The sequence below is a fragment of the Streptomyces sp. NBC_01571 genome, from assembly GCF_026339875.1.
Lineage (GTDB): Bacteria > Actinomycetota > Actinomycetes > Streptomycetales > Streptomycetaceae > Streptomyces.
This window is the reverse complement of the sequence record NZ_JAPEPZ010000001.1, coordinates 6,239,535-6,256,464: the sequence shown is the minus strand read 5'-3', so window position 1 is coordinate 6,256,464 and position 16,930 is coordinate 6,239,535. Positions and strand designations below refer to the sequence as shown.

The following is a 16,930-nucleotide window of genomic DNA, read 5'->3' as shown; positions in this document are numbered from 1 at the left end:
CCGCCTGCCCGCAGCGGGCGCGACCATTCCCCCCGATTTCCGAGCGCCCCCACCAACCGTCATCCGCCCCGCCACCCCTACCCGACCCGTCCGTACCTGGGGGCTTGCCGCCCCCAGACCCCCGCTCCGGCCTGAACGGCCTCGCCCTCAAGCGCCCGGACGGGCTGGATATGCCGGCCTGCACTGGAGAGGCGAGCCCGCGCTGATGGGGCACCCTCAGAGCCTGACGCCCAGGTCATGCATGTCAGCCCCTCCGGCGTTTGAGGACGAGACCTTCGGGCGAGCGGGGGTCCGGGGGCGGAGCGCCCCTGGCGGGGTCCGGGGCGGAGCCCCAGGTACGGATGACGGGGGTTCCCTGCTCGAGCGAAGCCGAGAGCTTGGGGGGAGGGTAGGGGCGGCGGGGGCGAAGAAACCTCCCCCGACCTCCCCGCACCACCCCAGCCCCTCCTACCTCACCGCGTACACCCCCGCTGCCCCGACTTCAACGTCACGCACGCCTTCGCCTCACCGGCCCCCTTGACGGCGACCATCGGGGTGTACGCGTCGGTGTCGGTGTCCACCGAACCGGTCTGCTGAGGCACACCGGCGGCGGAGACCACGACCGAGTCACCGGCCACGGCCTGCGTGATACGGGCCCAGGCCGCGGCACAGGTCTTGCTGTAGCGGACCTCGACCAGTGTCGTACCGACGGTGATGCTGGTGGGGGTGGTCGCCAACTGCCCCCCGCAGCCCATGTTCTCCGGGTCCTTGCCCGTGCAGTCGCTGCCACTGCACTTCACCCCGGCCGGCAGGTCGGGATGGACGGCGGCGGACGTCGTGGGCGTCCCGGGCGTGCTCTGCTCCTTCTTGTCACCGCCACCCCCGGTGAGGAGGACGGCCACGGCGATGACGACGAGCGCACCCACGACACCCGCGAGGAACATCGTCAACCGCCGCTTGCGCCGCGCCCCGTCGGCCCCGGCTCCGCCGGGCGACGCCCCGTCGTGAGGCTTCCCGGCGGCCGGCCGGCCACCCGCCGGCGGACCGTCGGCGGACGCGGCGGGCCCCGCCGGACCGGCCGCCACCGGCGGCCCGAACCGCCCCGGGCTCCCGGACGACGGCGTGGCGACGGCCCCCCAGCCACCGCCCCCAGCGCCCCGCGAAGCCCCTCCGGACGAGGAGCCACCGGACGGGGAACCCCCGCGCACACCACCCGCGTTCGGCGACGAGGCCCCGGACACCGAGTCCTCCACGTCCGCCGCGGTCGGCTGCGGCGGTACCGACGGCGCCACACCCGCGGGCCCGGCGACCCCGGGCGTCACGGTCGCGCTGCGGCCCTTGCGTGCCTGTTGGCCGTCGCCCCCGTTCGCCGGGGACGCCCCGGACTCCCCGAGCGCGGCCCGCGCCTGGGAGATGCGGATCGCTTCCATGGTCATGTCGTGGCGCATCTCCGAACGGCTCCAGGCACGCTCGGCGAGCTCCCACATGGTGGTCAGATGAACGGGACTGCTCCCGGTCACCTCGGCCAGGGCGACGATCGCACCCTTGGGAGCGAGAAGCCGGCCGTTGAGGTAACGCTCCCAGGACGTCCTGCTGTAGCCCGTACGGTCGGCCAGGGCGGCGACACTCAGCCCGCTCCGGTCGACCAATCGGCGCAGCTGGCCGGCGAACTCCCTGACCTGCGGATCGAGTTCATCCGGCAAGGCCTTCCAACGAGGCATTGCTGTTCCCCCCTGCTTCTTTCCCCCCGTGCGTGCCTGACATTTCCCCCCGCGCGGCTCCCCCGGGCTCTCCCCCGCGTGCGGGCAAGGGAGTGGCCCATCGCCGCCGAGTCCCCGTTCTGGTTACCCACAGGGATGCGTCCGGCCAGGACCTCAGTTCCCGGAACGGGGGCGCACAGGAGCGTTCGGGCCGGGGCATGCGCCGTTGCACGCCCGTCGGGCCGCGGTCCCAGTGTCCCATTTCCCCCGCGCCGGCCAGACGGACTCTCGACCTCCGCACAAGTGTCGGTCGGGACGGATCAGGCCCGGTCGTCGAACCTGTCAGGACGTCGACACAGCGGGAACACGGGTGCTCCCCCGCCGGTCGTCAACGAACTCGGGTCACCCGAGAGCGACGGCACCCGCGACAGCGACGAGGAGGAGCGCGAGGACGAGCAGGGCCGCGTAGAGGAGGAGACGTCCCGTGCGCGGACCGGGCGGGGGTTCCTCGTCGAGCAGGTCCCACCACGGAAGCGTGGGCTCCTCCTCGTACCCGCACGCGCCCGCACGGTCGTCCGCACCCTGCGCCGCGCCACCGTGTCCGTCGCGTCCGTCGTGCTCGTCGTGCTCGTCGTGTTCGTCGTGCTCGTGGCGTTCGTCGCGTCCGTCGTGTTCGTCGCGTCCGTCGTGTTCGTCGTGCTCGCCGCGTCCGTCCTGCGCGCCGTCACGCCCGCCGGGGACGGGTCCGCCCACCGGGAGACGTAAGGGCGCGGGCTCGCGGGGCCAGACCCGTACCGCCAGCTCCCAGCGCACGCCGAAGCGTTCGGCGTCGGCGCCGGTGAGACCCGCGACCCGGCACAGGGCCGCGACCGCCTGCCTGGGTGGCGGCTGGGTCCCGTTGAGGTAGCGCTGCCAGGACGACTTGCTGTACGCGGTGCGCGCGCCCAGCGCGACCAGGCTCAGCCCGGTGCTGTCCTTGAGCAGCCGTACCTGCTCGACGAAGTCCCGTACCTCCGCGGGAAGTTCCCCCGGCAGCGGCTGCCAGGCACCCATCGCTCACCCACCTCCCGCGGCGTTCCGGAGACGTTCGTCCGCCTCCGGCGTTCCCTGTGAGCGAGGGACGGCGCCGGACGGTGGGACGGTTCCCGTCACGCGACGCGGACACGGTGGCGGAACGGTCACTTCCGTGCCACAGCGAACTGCCGGCTGTTGTAAGGCCCGTTCCGGTGCAGAAGGGTTGTCCCCGGGCGGCACGGCCGCCCGGCCGCGGCCCGTCCTTACTCGGGGGAGAGGACGGGTCGCGGCGCCGTGCGTGGACGGCGCGGGGGTCTCAGCGGACCGTGAAGTGCAGCGTGTCGTCCAGGAACGGGATCACCAGCCACGGATTGGGCTGAGCCATCAGCGCGAGCAGGACGATGGCGAGGCCCAGCACGCCGTACGTGACCATGTCCGTGAAGCGGGAGCGGACCGCGAGCATGCCCACGTCGGGCAGCATCCAGCGCATCACGGCACCGGCCAGCAAGGCGGCGCCGATCAGGATCGTGCCGAACCGGAACGCGTCCAGCGCGACCAGCAGCAGGCCGAGCCCGACGGAACCCAGCACGGCCAGGATGGGCCACTGGCGGGCCGGGGCCGGGGCGTCGCCCGATGCCGCCCGGCCGCCGCCCTCGGGCCGCGCGGTGTCCTTCGTGAACAGCGGGAAGCGGCGCGTGGTGCGGCGCGGCCGCCCCTCGGCGTCCGGGGCACTCACGGCGTCGATCACCCCGGGGTCGCCCTCCTCGGCGTCGCCCCCGGACCTCGCGTCGTCCCCGGACCCGGCGCCGTCCGGGGCCCCGGCCTCGGCCCGCGCCCCCGTCACGGCCGGCGCGGCCCCCTCGGCCCGTGCGGCCGCATCCGTCCGCGGGGCCCCTTCCGTCCGTGCGGCCCCGTCCGTCCGTGCGGACCCCTCGGCCCGTACGGCGGCTTCCGCCACTGCCTCCGCTTCCCGTACGGCCGATGCGGAGTCGGCCCTCTCGGAGCTGCCGTCAGCCGACACTGCGCTCCGCCGCTTCCACCACGTTGACGAGCAGCTGGGCACGGGTCATCGGACCGACGCCGCCCGGGTTCGGGGAGATCCACGCCGCGACCTCGGCGACGTCCGGGTGGACATCGCCGACGATCTTGCCCTCGGCGCTGCGCGAGACGCCGACGTCGAGGACGGCGGCGCCCGGCTTCACGTCCTCGGCGCGGACGAGGTGCGCGGAGCCGGCCGCGGCGATGATGATGTCGGCGCGCTTCAGGTGCGCGGAGAGGTCCCGGGTACCGGTGTGGCACTGGGTCACGGTCGCGTTCTCGCTGCGCCGCGTCAGCAGCAGCGGCATCGGACGGCCGATGGTCACCCCGCGGCCGACGACCACGACCTCGGCGCCCTTGATCTCCACGCCGTAGCGGCGCAGGAGGGTGAGGACGCCGTTCGGGGTGCAGGGCAGCGGGGCCGGCTCGTTCAGCACGAGGCGGCCGAGGTTCATCGGGTGCAGTCCGTCCGCGTCCTTGTCCGGGTCCATCAGCTCCAGGATGCGGTTCTCGTCGATGCCCTTGGGGAGCGGGAGCTGAACGATGTAGCCGGTGCACGCGGGGTCCTCGTTGAGTTCCCGTACCACCGCCTCGATCTCCTCCTGCGTGGCGGTCGCGGGCAGTTCACGCTGGATGGAGGCGATGCCCACCTGCGCGCAGTCGCGGTGCTTGCCCGCGACGTACTTCTGGCTGCCGGGGTCGTCGCCCACCAGGACGGTCCCCAGGCCGGGCGTGACGCCCTTCTCCTTCAGGGCCGCCACGCGGACGGTCAGATCGGACTTGATCGCGGCTGCGGTGGCCTTGCCATCGAGAATCTGGGCGGTCATGGTCCCATCCTCGCGGATGACCCGCTCCTGGTTCCAATCCGGGCGCCTCCCATGCGCCCTCGTCTCCCCCGATCCCGCCGTGATCAGCGATGTTGCACTTGCACAACACATGCACAACGCACCCGGAAGCACTCTGGACAAATAAGGAAGGCATTGAGAACGATGAACGACACAGTGCCGCGGGCAGTACCGGGGGGACGGACCGCTCTGCAGAAACTCTCCTCCGCACCGTGCCGCGCCTCGTCCCTGCACCAGGCAACGGAGGAATCCCCGCCATGAGTTTCGGCGACCCGAACAACCCCTACGGTCCCCCGCAGGGCCAGCCGTCGGGTTACCCGCCCCAGGGCCAGCCCGGCTACGGCTACCCCCAGGACGTCCCGCAGCAGCCCGGATACGGCTACCCGCAGGCCCCGCCGGTCCAGCAGTCGCCGTACGGCGGCTACCCCGGCGGCCCGATGGTGATGCCCGGCGGGGTGAAGTCCGCACGCGTGATGCTGTTCGTCATCGGCGGTCTCCAGATACTCGGCGCCATTCTGATCGCGTTCTCCGCGGTGGCCGTCTCGGCCGCGAAGAACAACGCGGAGCTCAAGGACGACGTCCGGTTCCAGCAGCTCGCCGACTACTCGGCCGGCGCCCTGTGGGGTGTGACGGTCGCGGTGCTGGCCTGGGGTGTCCTCGCGATCTGGCTCGGGGTGAAGTGCGCCAACGGCGGCAACGGCGTGCGCATCACCACGATGGTGTTCGGCATCCTGACCGCGATCCTCGGCATCTACCCGTTCATCGTCATCGGACTGGCGCACACCGTGCTCGCGATCCTCATCGCGGTGTTCGTCGGCAAGGCCGACGGCGAGGCCTGGTTCAACCGGCCGAAGTACTGAGCTCCGCCCACTGCCCACCGCGCACCGCGCACCGCCTGCTGCCCACTGTTTGCTGTTCGCTGCCACCGACACCGGTCCGCCGACGCGCAGACGGCGGTTTCCAGCCCTCCCGGAAGGGAGCCGGAAACCGCCGCCGGGCCTGCACGATCAGCGATCAATGGTCAGTGAGCAGCAGCCAGTGAGCAGCAGCCCGCGCTCAGTGGAAGAAGTGACGCGTCCCGGTGAAGTACATCGTGATGCCGGCCTTCTTCGCGGCCTCCACCACCAGCTCGTCACGGACAGAACCGCCCGGCTGCACCACGGCCCTGACACCCGCCTCGGCAAGGATCTCCAGGCCGTCGGGGAAGGGGAAGAACGCGTCCGAGGCGGCGTACGCACCGCGGGCACGCTCGGCGCCCGCCCGCTCGACCGCCAGCTTCGCGGAGTCGACGCGGTTGACCTGACCCATGCCGACGCCGACCGACGCGCCGTCCTTGGCGAGCAGGATGGCGTTGGACTTCACCGCGCGGCAGGCCCGCCAGGCGAAGGCCAGTTCGTCCAGCTCGCCATGGCCGAGCGCGTCACCGGTGGCCAGGGTCCAGCTCGCCGGGTTGTCGCCGTCGGCCTGGAGCCGGTCGGTGACCTGGAGCAGCGCGCCGCCGTCGATCTGCTTGATCTCGACCGGGTTGGCGGGCGCCCGGTGGGCGCGCAGGACCCGGATGTTCTTCTTCTTGGTGAGGGCTTCGAGCGCGCCGTCCTCGTACTCCGGCGCCACGATGACCTCGGTGAAGATGTCCGCGACCTGCTCCGCCATCTCCTTGGTCACCGGCCGGTTGACCGCGATCACGCCGCCGAACGCGGACAGCGGGTCACAGGCGTGCGCCTTGCGGTGCGCCTCGGCGACGTTCGAGGCGACCGCGATGCCGCACGGGTTTGCGTGCTTGATGATCGCGACGCAGGGGTCCTCGTGGTCGTACGCGGCACGGCGCGCGGCGTCCGTGTCCGTGTAGTTGTTGTACGACATCTCCTTGCCGTGCAGCTGCTCGGCCTCGGCGAGGCCGCCCGTGCCGTCGACGTACAGCGCGGCACCCTGGTGCGGGTTCTCCCCGTACCGAAGGGTGTTCTTCCGCTCGTAGGTGTGCCCGAGGAAGTCGGGGAAGCCGCTGGTGTCGGCCGCGGCGTAGTCGTCCGCGAACCAGGAGGCGACGGCGACGTCGTACGAGGCGGTGTGCTGGAAGGCCTCCGCCGCGAGCCGCTTGCGGGCGGTGAGGTCGAAGCCCCCCATCCCGACGGCGGCCAGGACGGCGGCGTACCGGTCCGGGCTGGTGACGACGGCGACGGACGGATGGTTCTTGGCGGCCGCCCGCACCATCGAGGGACCGCCGATGTCGATCTGCTCGACACACTCGTCGGGCGTCGCGCCGGAGGCGACCGTCTCACGGAAGGGGTAGAGGTTCACCACGACGAGGTCGAACGGCTCGACGCCGAGCTCGGCGAGCTGCTCGCGGTGGCTGTCGAGGCGCAGGTCGGCGAGGATGCCCGCGTGTACCCGGGGGTGCAGGGTCTTGACGCGGCCGTCGAGGCACTCGGGGAAGCCGGTGAGTTCCTCGACCTTGGTGACGGGGACGCCGGACGCGGCGATGCGGGCGGCGGTGGAGCCGGTGGACACCAGCTCGACACCGGCCTCGTGCAGCCCGCGCGCGAGCTCTTCGAGCCCGGTCTTGTCGTAGACACTGACGAGCGCGCGCCGGATGGCCCGCCTGGTGCCCGCAGTGCCCTCGGCCGTGACTGTGCTGTCGGCGGTCACTGGATAACTACCTTTCGTCCCTCAATGCGATAGCCGTTGCGGGCGAGCCGCCCCACGACATCGACGAGCAGTTCTCGCTCGACTTCCTTGATGCGCTCGTGCAGAGCGCTCTCGTCGTCCTCGTCCCGGACCTCGACCACGCCCTGAGCGATGATCGGTCCGGTGTCGACGCCGTCGTCGACGAAGTGGACGGTGCATCCGGTGACCTTCGCGCCGTACGCGAGCGCGTCGCGCACGCCGTGGGCCCCCGGGAAACTCGGCAGCAGGGCGGGGTGCGTGTTGACGAACCGCCCGCCGAACCTGGCGAGGAATTGCTTCCCCACGATCTTCATGAACCCGGCGGAGATCACGAGGTCGGGCTCATGGGCGGCGACCGCCTCGGTGAGCGCCGCGTCCCACTCGTCCCGGGTGCCGTAGTCCTTCACGCGCCGGACGAAGGTGGACAGCCCCGCCCGCTCACCGCGCGCGAGCCCCTCGATGCCGTCACGGTCGGCGCCGACGGCCACGATCCGGGCCCCGTAGCCCTCGGGGCCGGCCTCCGCGACGGCGTCGAGCAGTGCCTGCAGATTCGTGCCTGATCCGGAGACCAGCACGACGAGGCGCTTGGCCTTGGCCACGACGGGGCCCTTTCTCGGGGGAGCGTTTGTACGGTCGTACGAATGCTTCGCGCCCCGGGATACGGGGAAGTCTACGAACCGGCCGACCGTCAGCAACGATACCGGCACACCGGGCAGCCCCCACGGGACGGGGGCGTGGCCGGAAGGTAGCGTCTGGGGAGGACCCTCCCGGGAACACCGTTCGGCATGGGGAACGCCCTGTGTCTGCGGGACGTTGACCAGGGACGGGCAGGAACATCCGGGGCGGACGCCCCGGGGACGAACGTCCGGGGTACGAGCCCTGGGTGCGAGTCCTGGACAGGAAACCCGGGGTACGCGTCGCGAGCACGAAGCCGTGCGGACACGCCGCCCGCCAGAACCACCAAGGGGAAGACGCACACCTGATGCCGGACCGCAGTCTCCGACTCCCTCCGCTCCTGCTGCGCGAGCGGCGCCCTTCGCCCACCCCGCCGCAGGAGAACGGGGACGCGCCCTCGGGCAAGGGCGACTCCCCGGGCGGACGCGACTCCTCGGTCGGGGGCGGCTCGGCAGGTGGGAGCGGCTCGGGGTCCGGGTCAGGCCCCGGCTCCGGCTCCGGCTCCGGCTCCGACGACCACAATCCGTTCGCTCCGCCGCCGGAGGGCACGCCCGACCGGCCCTGGCAGCCCAGACGGCCCGCGGGCGGACAGGGCGGCGGACAGGGCCCGGACGAGAACGGCGGCGGCTCCGGACAGCACTCCCCCTGGGGCAGCCAGTGGAGCGACCAGCAGCCGGGCCGCTCGAGCGGCGGCGGCTTCGGCGAGCGGCCCGGGGCCCCGCAGGGCCAGGGCGGCCCGGAAGGACCCGGTGGCGGTCCTGGCTCCGGAATGCGCTGGGACCCGACGGACCCCGCCCAGCGCCGGGCGCGCTACGCGCTGCTCTCCGGCATGTGGGCCTTCTTCTTCGCCCTGTTCAGCTGGCCGTACGTGGCCCTGCTGCTCGGCGCGCTCGCGCTGTACTGGGGTGTCAGCGCCCTGCGCGCCAAGCCCCGCAAGCCGGACCCGGACGCGCCGGCACCCGATCCGAACAGCCGCCCGCAGACGACCGCGGCCGTCAGCGGTCTCGTCACCGCGTCCCTCGCCATCGCCATGGTCGCCGCGATGTTCTCCGCGCAGCTCGTCTACAGCGACTACTACTCGTGCACGAACGACGCGCTCACCAATGCGGCCAAGCAGTCCTGCAACCAGCTTCTGCCGAAGGAGCTGCGGGGCGTGCTGGGGACGCAGAACTAGCGCGTCCCCGCCTCCGGGGGCTGCCGCCCCCGGGGCCCCCGCTCCGGCCTGAACGGCCTTGCCGGACGGGCTGTTGATGCGGGCCTGGGCTGGAGATCTTCAGCGCAAGAGGTCCGTTGGCCCTGCCGCCCCTGCCGCCCCTGGGGGCTCCGCCCCCACACTCCCGTTCGGCCTGAACGGCCTCGTCCTCAAACGCCGGACGGGCTGGAGATGCGGGCCCGCGCTGGAGACTCCGGCGAGCGCTGGAGATGTGGGCATGCGCTGGACTCCGGCGTGCGCTGGAGATGTCGGCATGGGCTGCAGAGTTCGGCATGTGCTGGATGGTTCGGCATGGGCTGGATGGTTCGGCATGGGCTGGATGGTTCGGCACAGGCGGGATGGTCCCGCACGGGCTGGATGGTTCGACACAGGCTGGATGGTTCGGCACAGGCGGGATGGCCCGCACGGGCTGGATGTTTCCGCACAGGCGGGGTGGCCCGCACGGGCTGGGGGTGCGGGCCCGCGCTGATGGGGCACCCTCGAAGGCTGACGCTCGGGGTCACGCATGTCAGCCCGTCCGGCGTTCGAGGACGAGCCCTTCGGGCGACGGCGGGGGTCCAGGGGGCGCAGCGCCCCTGGCGGGGTCCGGGGCGGAGACCCGGGGACGATGTGGGTCCCCCTGCTCGAGCGAAGTCGAGAGCTTGGGGGAGGGTAGGGGCGGCGGGGGCGAGAAACCGTGCGTTACCTCAGCCCTCCGGGTCCGGATCGGGCTCCCGTAGGTCCACCGACGACGACGCCTCCCGCAACGCCGCCCACCGCGCCTCCCGCACCACATCCTCGTGCCACGACGCCATCCCCATGTCGTCGTCGGACGGCAGAAGGTCGTACGGCGCATGACTGGGATCCCGCTCACCCTCCGACTCCGGCACGAGGACCGATTCCCCGACCGCCTGCGACACCACCGATCCCACCGATCCCACCCCCGGCCTCGACGCCGACACCTGCGCCCCGTCACCACGCGCCCGCCACGAAGACCACGACAACCACGCCGGCACAGACACCACGGGCACCACAGGCACCACAGGCACCAAAGACGCCCAGGAAAGCCGCCGACGCCCCTGCCCGATTCCCGGCACCACCGCCCCCAGCGGAACCCCCACCCCCACCGTCCACACCATCACGGCACCCCCCACCTGCCACCACACCGGCCCGAAGTGGGCCAGCGCTCCAACCCCCAGCGGCCCGCCCGCCAGCCCGGCGAGCAGCGCCATCACCAGACCGCACAGGACACCCGCGACCCCCACCCCCGCGACGACCCGCCCCCGGGACCAGCCCTCGCCCCCTTCCTCTGGCCCTGCCCCGGTCCCGGCCCCGTCCGCCGCACCCCCGCGGCCCCCGGCCGCCTTCCGCAGGAACCACACCACCGTGACCCCGGCCGCCACCGGCACCCCCGCCGCCGCCCAGCTCCACGGCCCCCCGGCCTCCGGCACCGCCGCCAGCAGCGGAAACGGCGGCAGCAACGGCCCCGGCGCAGCCGCGGACAAGGGCCCCGCGACGTGTCCGGCCCCCAGCACCACACCGGGCCCGAGTCCGTACGCGGCCCCCCACACCGCCGCGTTCGGCACCAGTGCCAGACAGAGCAGGAGTACGGCGAACCGCCCCGACCACACCGCGGTGAGCTGCTGGAAGGACTCCCGCGCCAGATCGCCGTGCCACACCAGCGACGCCCCCACCAGCAGTGCCCCGCCCCCGACGAGCACCGCCGCCCCGGCGACCGCCGCCCGTGCCGACGCGCCGAGCCATCGCCCGGCCCACGGCGCAGGCAGCTCGCCGGTGGCCCAGCGGCGTACCCCGGCGGGCAACGGCCGGCGGCCGAGAGCCCGGCCCACCCAGAACGGGACCGGCCCGCGCGGGTGCCCGTACGCCGTCCACACCCCGGCCCCGGCCGCGCTCGCGGTGAGCAGTGGCAGGCACAGACCCGACCACGCCCAGGACGGCCGCAGTTCGCCGCCCGCGGTGTAGAGCAGCGCCGCCGCGCTCAGGGTCAGATAGCCCGCGACGGTCCCGGCCCACACGGTGCGTGCCGAGGCCCCCGCGTCGGCGTCCGCGGCGTCGCGCGCGGCGCGGTGCAGCAGCCATACGGGGAACAGCACCAGGAGCAGCGGGGTGAGACCCACCGGCATGGGCAGTCCCGACAGGGTGTCGGTGCGGACCAGCTCCACTCCGTGCGCGAGCAGCCACAGAGCGGCGGCGACGTGCAGCGCGCCGCCGGGTCCGCTGTCCGGGTACGGCGAGCTGATCCAGAGCATCATGACGAGGACGGCGAGCGAGCCGAGCCCGAGCCCCGCCGCGAGCGCACCGCCCAGGAATCCGGCGGCCAGTCCGGGGGATCGGCGACGCATCCGCGTGATCAGGAGCGACAACGAAAGCCTGTGGTCGGTCATCTGTGTCACCCCGTCATGCTCCCAACGACACGCGCTTTCTCGTCGTAACAGGGAAAGCTTGGATGTGTCGCTCAATATGCAGCTATGTACCTTTTCGTACGGAAGGGCAGCCCTGTGGGGTCCACGATGACAGGAGACTCCGCGACTCCCCTGCCCGGCCGCGAGGAGCGCCGCCGACTGCGCGAGGCCAAGTCGCTGACCCATGCCGACATCGCGGCCGCGGTGGGCGTCACCGCCGCGACCGTACGCTCGTGGGAGTCCGGCCGTGCGACGCCGTGCGGCCGCGAACGGGAGGCGTACGCCGAGCTGCTGACCTCCCATGAGGTGACCGGCCGTCAGGGGGATGTCCGCGTCGCCCCCGACGTCGCCGATGGCCCCGGCGTCCCGGACAGCCCCGGCGCGCGCGGCGACCGCCGGAGCGGACGTCGGAGCAGCCGGAGCCCCCGCCGTCGCGGCGACGGCGACGGCGTACGGCACGCACGTCCGGGCGACGCGCAGGACGAGGCCGCCCCCGTCCTGGCCGGTGTCGCCGCCGGCCCCGAACAGCCGCTCCCCAGGCCGCCGCGGCCGCCGGCGGCACACGCCGACTCCGAGGCGAGTCCCGCGGCCGGGCCCGGATGGGGCCCCGGTTTCCAGCCCGCGTCTGTCGGCCTGACGCCCGCTCAGGCCTTCGACGCGCTCTACGGGTTCTGCGCTCCCGCGCTCCTGCGGCAGACCTATCTGCTCACCGGGCGGCGCGAGCTGGCGTGCGAGTCGGTGGAGCGGGCCTTCCAGTCGGCCTGGCAGCGGTGGCCCGAGGTGGCCGTGGACCGGGATCCGGCGGGGTGGGTGCGGGCGGTCGCGTACGAGTACGCCCTCTCGCCCTGGCACCGGATCCGCCCGCGGTACCGGCACGAGGAGCCATCGCCCGAAGACCCCGCCGACCGCGAGCTGCTCTCCGTACTCCTGGAACTGCCGCCGATGCACCGGCGGACCCTGCTGCTCTACGACGGTGTCGGACTCGACCTGCCGGAGACGGCGGCCGAGACGGAGGCGAGCACGCCGGCCGCGGCCAACCGGCTGCTGCACGCGCGCGCGACCGTGGCCGCCCGGCTGCCGGAGCTCGCGGCGCCCGAGCATCTGCACCGGCGGCTAGCCGAGGTCGCCGGGACGGAACGGCTGCGGGCCGGGAAACCCTTCATGGTCCGCTGGAGCAGCGAGCGCCGGGTGCAGCGCTGGACCCGTGCGGCGATAGCCTTCACCGCCGTCTTCATCGGCATCACCTCGCTGACCCTCAGGGCCGCCCCCGACCACTACGAACCGCCCCTCGCCCCGGGGGCGACGGTGACCGGTCTGCCGCCGCGGATCGCTCCGGGGCCGCTGTCCCATGAGGAGCTGGCCCTGCGCGCCCGGCTCAAGGCGGCGACGGCGAGCGGTCCGGAGCGGCTGGTCCCGGATCCGCGGTGAGAACGCGGACGGGCCCGCACCCCAGGGGGTGCGGGCCCGTCTCGCTGTCGCGTGTCAGCCCTTGAGCAGTTCGCGCGCCAGCTTCGCCGTCTCGGTCGGCGTCTTGCCGACCTTGACGCCGGCGGCCTCGAGGGCCTCCTTCTTCGCGGCGGCCGTACCGGAGGAGCCGGAGACGATGGCGCCGGCGTGGCCCATGGTCTTGCCCTCGGGCGCGGTGAAGCCCGCGACGTAGCCGACGACCGGCTTCGTCACGTTCTTCGCGATGAAGTCCGCGGCCCGCTCCTCGGCGTCGCCGCCGATCTCACCGATCATGACGATCAGGTCGGTGTCGGGGTCGGCCTCGAACGCGGCGAGCGCGTCGATGTGCGTCGTACCGATCACCGGGTCGCCGCCGATGCCCACGGCGGACGAGAAGCCGATGTCACGGAGCTCGTACATCATCTGGTACGTCAGCGTGCCGGACTTCGAGACCAGGCCGATGCGGCCCGGCTTCGTGATGTCGCCCGGGATGATGCCGGCGTTGGACTGGCCCGGGGTGATGAGGCCGGGGCAGTTCGGGCCGATGATGCGGGTCTTGTTGCCCTTCGCCTTCGCGTACGCCCAGAAGGCGGCGGAGTCGTGGACGGCGATGCCCTCGGTGATGACGACCGCGAGGGGGATCTCCGCGTCGATCGCCTCGACGACGGCGGCCTTCGCGAAGGCCGGCGGCACGAAGAGGACGGAGACGTTGGCGCCCGTCTTCTCGATCGCCTCGGCGACCGTGCCGAAGACGGGGATCTCGGTGCCGTCGATGTCGACGGACGTGCCCGCCTTGCGCGGGTTCACGCCACCGACGATGTTCGTGCCGTCCGCGAGCATGAGCTTGGTGTGCTTCATACCCGTGGCACCGGTCATGCCCTGGACGATGACCTTGCTGTCCTTGTTGAGGAAGATAGCCATGGCTGTTTAGTCCCTCGTCCCTTACTTCGCAGCCGCGAGCTCGGCGGCCTTGTCGGCCGCGCCGTCCATGGTGTCCACGCGCTGGACCAGCGGGTGGTTGGCGTCCGAGAGGATCTTGCGACCCAGTTCGGCGTTGTTGCCGTCGAGACGCACGACCAGCGGCTTGGTGACTTCCTCGCCCTTGTCGGCGAGCAGCTGCAGCGCCTGGACGATGCCGTTGGCGACCTCGTCGCAGGCGGTGATGCCACCGAAGACGTTGACGAAGACGGACTTGACGTCCGGGTCGCCGAGGATGATCTCCAGGCCGTTCGCCATGACCGCGGCGGAGGCGCCGCCGCCGATGTCGAGGAAGTTGGCGGGCTTCACGCCACCGTGGTTCTCACCGGCATACGCGACGACGTCCAGGGTGCTCATGACGAGACCCGCGCCGTTGCCGATGATGCCGACCTCGCCGTCGAGCTTGACGTAGTTGAGGTTCTTCGCCTTGGCGGCGGCCTCGAGCGGGTTGGCCGCCGCGTGGTCGACGAGCGCCTCGTGGTCCGGCTGGCGGAACTCGGCGTTCTCGTCGAGGGAGACCTTGCCGTCGAGGGCGATGACCTTGCCGGAGGCGACCTTGGCGAGCGGGTTCACCTCGACGAGGAGGGCGTCCTCCTTGATGAAGGTGTCCCACAGCGTCACCAGGATCTCGGCGACCTGCTCCGCGACCTCGGCCGGGAACTTCGCCTGGGCGACGATCTCGCGGGCCTTCTCGATCGACACGCCTTCGTTGGCGTCGACCGGCACCTTCGCGAGGGCGTCGGGGTTCTCCTCCGCGACGACCTCGATCTCCACGCCGCCCTGGACGGACGCCATGGCGAGGAAGGTGCGGTTCGTGCGGTCGAGGAGGTACGAGACGTAGTACTCCTCGACGATCTCGGGCGCGGTCTCGGCGATCATCACCTTGTGGACCGTGTGGCCCTTGATGTCCATGCCGAGGATGTCCGTCGCGCGGGCGACGGCCTCGTCCGGGGTGGCGGCGAGCTTGACGCCGCCGGCCTTTCCGCGGCCACCGACCTTCACCTGGGCCTTGACGACGGACTTGCCGCCAAGACGCTCGGTCGCCTCGCGGGCTGCCTCAGGCGTGTCGATGACTTCACCGGCCAGCACCGGTACACCGTGCTTGGCGAAGAGGTCCCTCGCCTGGTACTCGAACAGGTCCACGCGCGTCCGTCCCTATCAGTGATCTCGCGGTTCGTTGGATGCGTGGGCGTGCCGCGAAGGGCAACGTGACGTCCGCTGTCACTAGGGAGGCGCACACGGTGTCCGAGCGCGCGGCATGTCCGTCCCGCAGGTTATCGCCGCAGGACGTGGGTCCCTAAATCGCAGATCACACCTGAGCGGTGATACCTGTCACAGATCTCGCCGGGCCCTTGGCGGGGCAGGGCCTCACCGGGCTGGGGTTGGCCCGGTGAGGCCCCTTGAACAGGCCCTTGAGGGGCCCGGGACAGGTGCTCCCCACCCCAATGGGGACCACCTGTCCCGTCCGCGGGGTACGGCCGGACGGGTCCGACGGTTTTCGGCCGTCCGGGGCTGCGGCCCCGCGGAGTCTCAGGTGTGTACGGACCAGTCAGGTGTGCCTGGTGCGCGGGACGGCCGGCTCGGTCATGCCCCGGACATCCCCCCTCGGGGGGCGATGGGAGGTACGCGTGCCGTCCTCGCGCGGGCGGGTCACCGACCGGGGTAGGAGGGTCCTAGCCGGGGAAAAGCGGAATGTCCCGGTACCTGTCCCGGGTCCCGGCCGCGGTCACGGCCTCGGACGTGCCGGACACGAGCCGCAGCGGCGCGCGGTGGTCCGGGGCGACGGCATACGCGTCGCCGTGCCGCGACACCCCGCCGTCGACAGCGGGCCGGTCACCCGGCGCGCCCGAGGAGTCACCGACCGGCGCCTGACGTGCGCGAGCCGGTCCTGTGACCTGACGACCGCCATGGTGGCCGTCGTGACCATGTCCCGCGTGCGTGGCACCCGCCCGGACGTCCACACGGAGGGACGCGGGACCGTACGCGAGGACAGCCGTGGAACCCGGCTCCCTCCCGGCGGCGCGGGGTGCCACCGGGTGCGGGACCGGCGCGCCCACCGCGCCCGAATGTTGCGGGTGGTCCGGATCCGCGGGCGGAAGCTGTTCCCTGTCCCCCCTGCTCGGCGCGGGCGGGAACACGCCGGGAGGCGAGGGCGGGGACGGAAGCGACGGGACTGCCCCCACCGGCGGCACTGCCGGGAGTGCGGGGAGGGGCGGCAGAGTCTCCGGCAGGGAGGTGGTCAGTTCCCCGGTGAGCGTCTCCACGAGATCACCGACCGGCCGTACGGCGGTGTCGGCAACCGGTCGTACGACGCTGCCGACGGCTTCGGCGACCAGGGAGCCGGCACGGTCGGCCGACGCCGGTACCCGGGGCGCCTTCGTCGGTGCCGCGAGCTGCTTCTGCCGCGGCTCCCCGCGCTCCCCCGGCTTCTGGAACAACTCCGGCTTCAGCCGCGGCTTCTCGTTCGACTCGGGCTTCTGGTTCGGATACGGCTTCTCGTTCGACTGCGGCTTCTGGTTCGGGTGGGGCTTCTCGTTCGACTGCGGCTTCTGGTTCGACTGCGGCTTCTGGTTCGGGTGGGGCTTCTCGTTCGGGTCGGGCTTCAGGCCCGGCTGCGGCTTCTCGTTCGGTTGGGGCCAGTGGTCCGGCTGCGGCTTCCGGTTCCGCTCGGCCGAGTTGCCCGCAGGCTGCCCGGCCGGTGCCCCGGTGGTCGCGGCGAGGAGCGGCTGCGCGGCCCGTTCCGCCGCCGAAGCCACCTGCGTCGTCAGAGCCGTGGGCGTCCGGCCGTCCGCCGCGCGTGCCTGTTCCCCGCAGAGGAAGCCGAGCGCGAACACCCCGCCCACCAGCAACGAAGCCTGCAGCGCGCGCCGCCCCGCCGCCGTGCGCAGCAGGCGCAGAGCGGCACCGGCGACGGGCGGTGCGGCGGTCGGGAGCAAGACGGGGAGAGCCTCCGTGCGGCGGGGCCGGACGGTACGG

At 72.6% G+C, this 16,930-nt stretch carries 12 protein-coding genes and 1 pseudogene; 3 read left to right on the top strand and 10 right to left on the bottom strand.

The annotated features are described in order from the left end of the window. Positions 1–452 precede the first annotated feature (452 nt). From OHB41_RS28305 to OHB41_RS28290, 4 genes and pseudogenes are all read right to left on the bottom strand, one after another. On the bottom strand, positions 453–1,700 hold the full coding sequence (locus OHB41_RS28305; RefSeq protein WP_266700931.1) for an XRE family transcriptional regulator: 1,248 nt from the start codon (positions 1,698–1,700) through the stop codon (positions 453–455). 717 nt (positions 1,701–2,417) lie between these two features. Beyond that, positions 2,418–2,732: pseudogene (locus OHB41_RS28300) on the bottom strand (helix-turn-helix domain-containing protein); the annotation flags it as partial. Between the two features lie 277 nt (positions 2,733–3,009). Beyond that, positions 3,010–3,651, bottom strand: a complete 642-nt coding sequence (locus OHB41_RS28295) for a DUF3017 domain-containing protein (protein ID WP_266700930.1) — start codon at positions 3,649–3,651, stop codon at positions 3,010–3,012. A 52-nt stretch (positions 3,652–3,703) separates the two neighbouring features. After that, positions 3,704–4,558, bottom strand: coding sequence for a bifunctional methylenetetrahydrofolate dehydrogenase/methenyltetrahydrofolate cyclohydrolase (locus OHB41_RS28290; RefSeq protein ID WP_037626775.1), 855 nt, complete (start codon positions 4,556–4,558; stop codon positions 3,704–3,706). Between the two features lie 275 nt (positions 4,559–4,833). On the opposite strand from OHB41_RS28290, the gene OHB41_RS28285 reads away from it, so the two are divergent. Beyond that, positions 4,834–5,436: a proline-rich domain-containing protein gene (locus OHB41_RS28285; protein ID WP_266700929.1), complete on the top strand. Its 603-nt coding sequence runs from the start codon at positions 4,834–4,836 to the stop codon at positions 5,434–5,436. Between the two features lie 196 nt (positions 5,437–5,632). On the opposite strand, the gene purH is transcribed toward OHB41_RS28285, so the two are convergent. After that, on the bottom strand, positions 5,633–7,222 hold the full coding sequence (purH, locus tag OHB41_RS28280) for a bifunctional phosphoribosylaminoimidazolecarboxamide formyltransferase/IMP cyclohydrolase (protein WP_266700928.1): 1,590 nt from the start codon (positions 7,220–7,222) through the stop codon (positions 5,633–5,635). Then, on the bottom strand, positions 7,219–7,839 hold the full coding sequence (gene purN / locus OHB41_RS28275; protein WP_266700927.1) for a phosphoribosylglycinamide formyltransferase: 621 nt from the start codon (positions 7,837–7,839) through the stop codon (positions 7,219–7,221). The genes purH and purN overlap by 4 nt, the downstream gene beginning before the upstream one ends. 383 nt (positions 7,840–8,222) lie before the next feature. Here purN and OHB41_RS28270 point away from each other — a divergent pair, with 383 nt between their 5' ends. After that, entirely contained in the window at positions 8,223–9,089 is an 867-nt protein-coding gene (locus OHB41_RS28270) for a hypothetical protein (RefSeq protein ID WP_266700926.1), read from the top strand. A gap of 725 nt (positions 9,090–9,814) precedes the next feature. Here OHB41_RS28270 and OHB41_RS28265 read toward each other — a convergent pair. Beyond that, positions 9,815–11,512, bottom strand: a complete 1,698-nt coding sequence (locus OHB41_RS28265) for a cell division protein PerM (protein ID WP_266700925.1) — start codon at positions 11,510–11,512, stop codon at positions 9,815–9,817. Positions 11,513–11,638: 126 nt separating this feature from the next. On the opposite strand from OHB41_RS28265, the gene OHB41_RS28260 reads away from it, so the two are divergent. After that, positions 11,639–12,958 (top strand): helix-turn-helix domain-containing protein, encoded by a 1,320-nt coding sequence (locus OHB41_RS28260; RefSeq protein WP_266700924.1) that lies wholly within the window; start codon positions 11,639–11,641, stop codon positions 12,956–12,958. Between the two features lie 54 nt (positions 12,959–13,012). Here the strand turns inward: OHB41_RS28260 and sucD are convergent, their stop codons facing one another. The 3 genes from sucD to OHB41_RS28245 all read right to left on the bottom strand — a co-directional run bounded on the left by sucD (position 13,013) and on the right by OHB41_RS28245 (position 16,890). After that, entirely contained in the window at positions 13,013–13,897 is an 885-nt protein-coding gene (sucD, locus tag OHB41_RS28255; protein WP_168529780.1) for a succinate--CoA ligase subunit alpha, read from the bottom strand. 21 nt (positions 13,898–13,918) lie between these two features. Beyond that, on the bottom strand, positions 13,919–15,097 hold the full coding sequence (gene sucC, locus OHB41_RS28250; RefSeq protein ID WP_266700923.1) for an ADP-forming succinate--CoA ligase subunit beta: 1,179 nt from the start codon (positions 15,095–15,097) through the stop codon (positions 13,919–13,921). 530 nt (positions 15,098–15,627) lie between these two features. Next, entirely contained in the window at positions 15,628–16,890 is a 1,263-nt protein-coding gene (locus OHB41_RS28245) for a hypothetical protein (protein WP_266700922.1), read from the bottom strand. Positions 16,891–16,930: the final 40 nt, after the last annotated feature.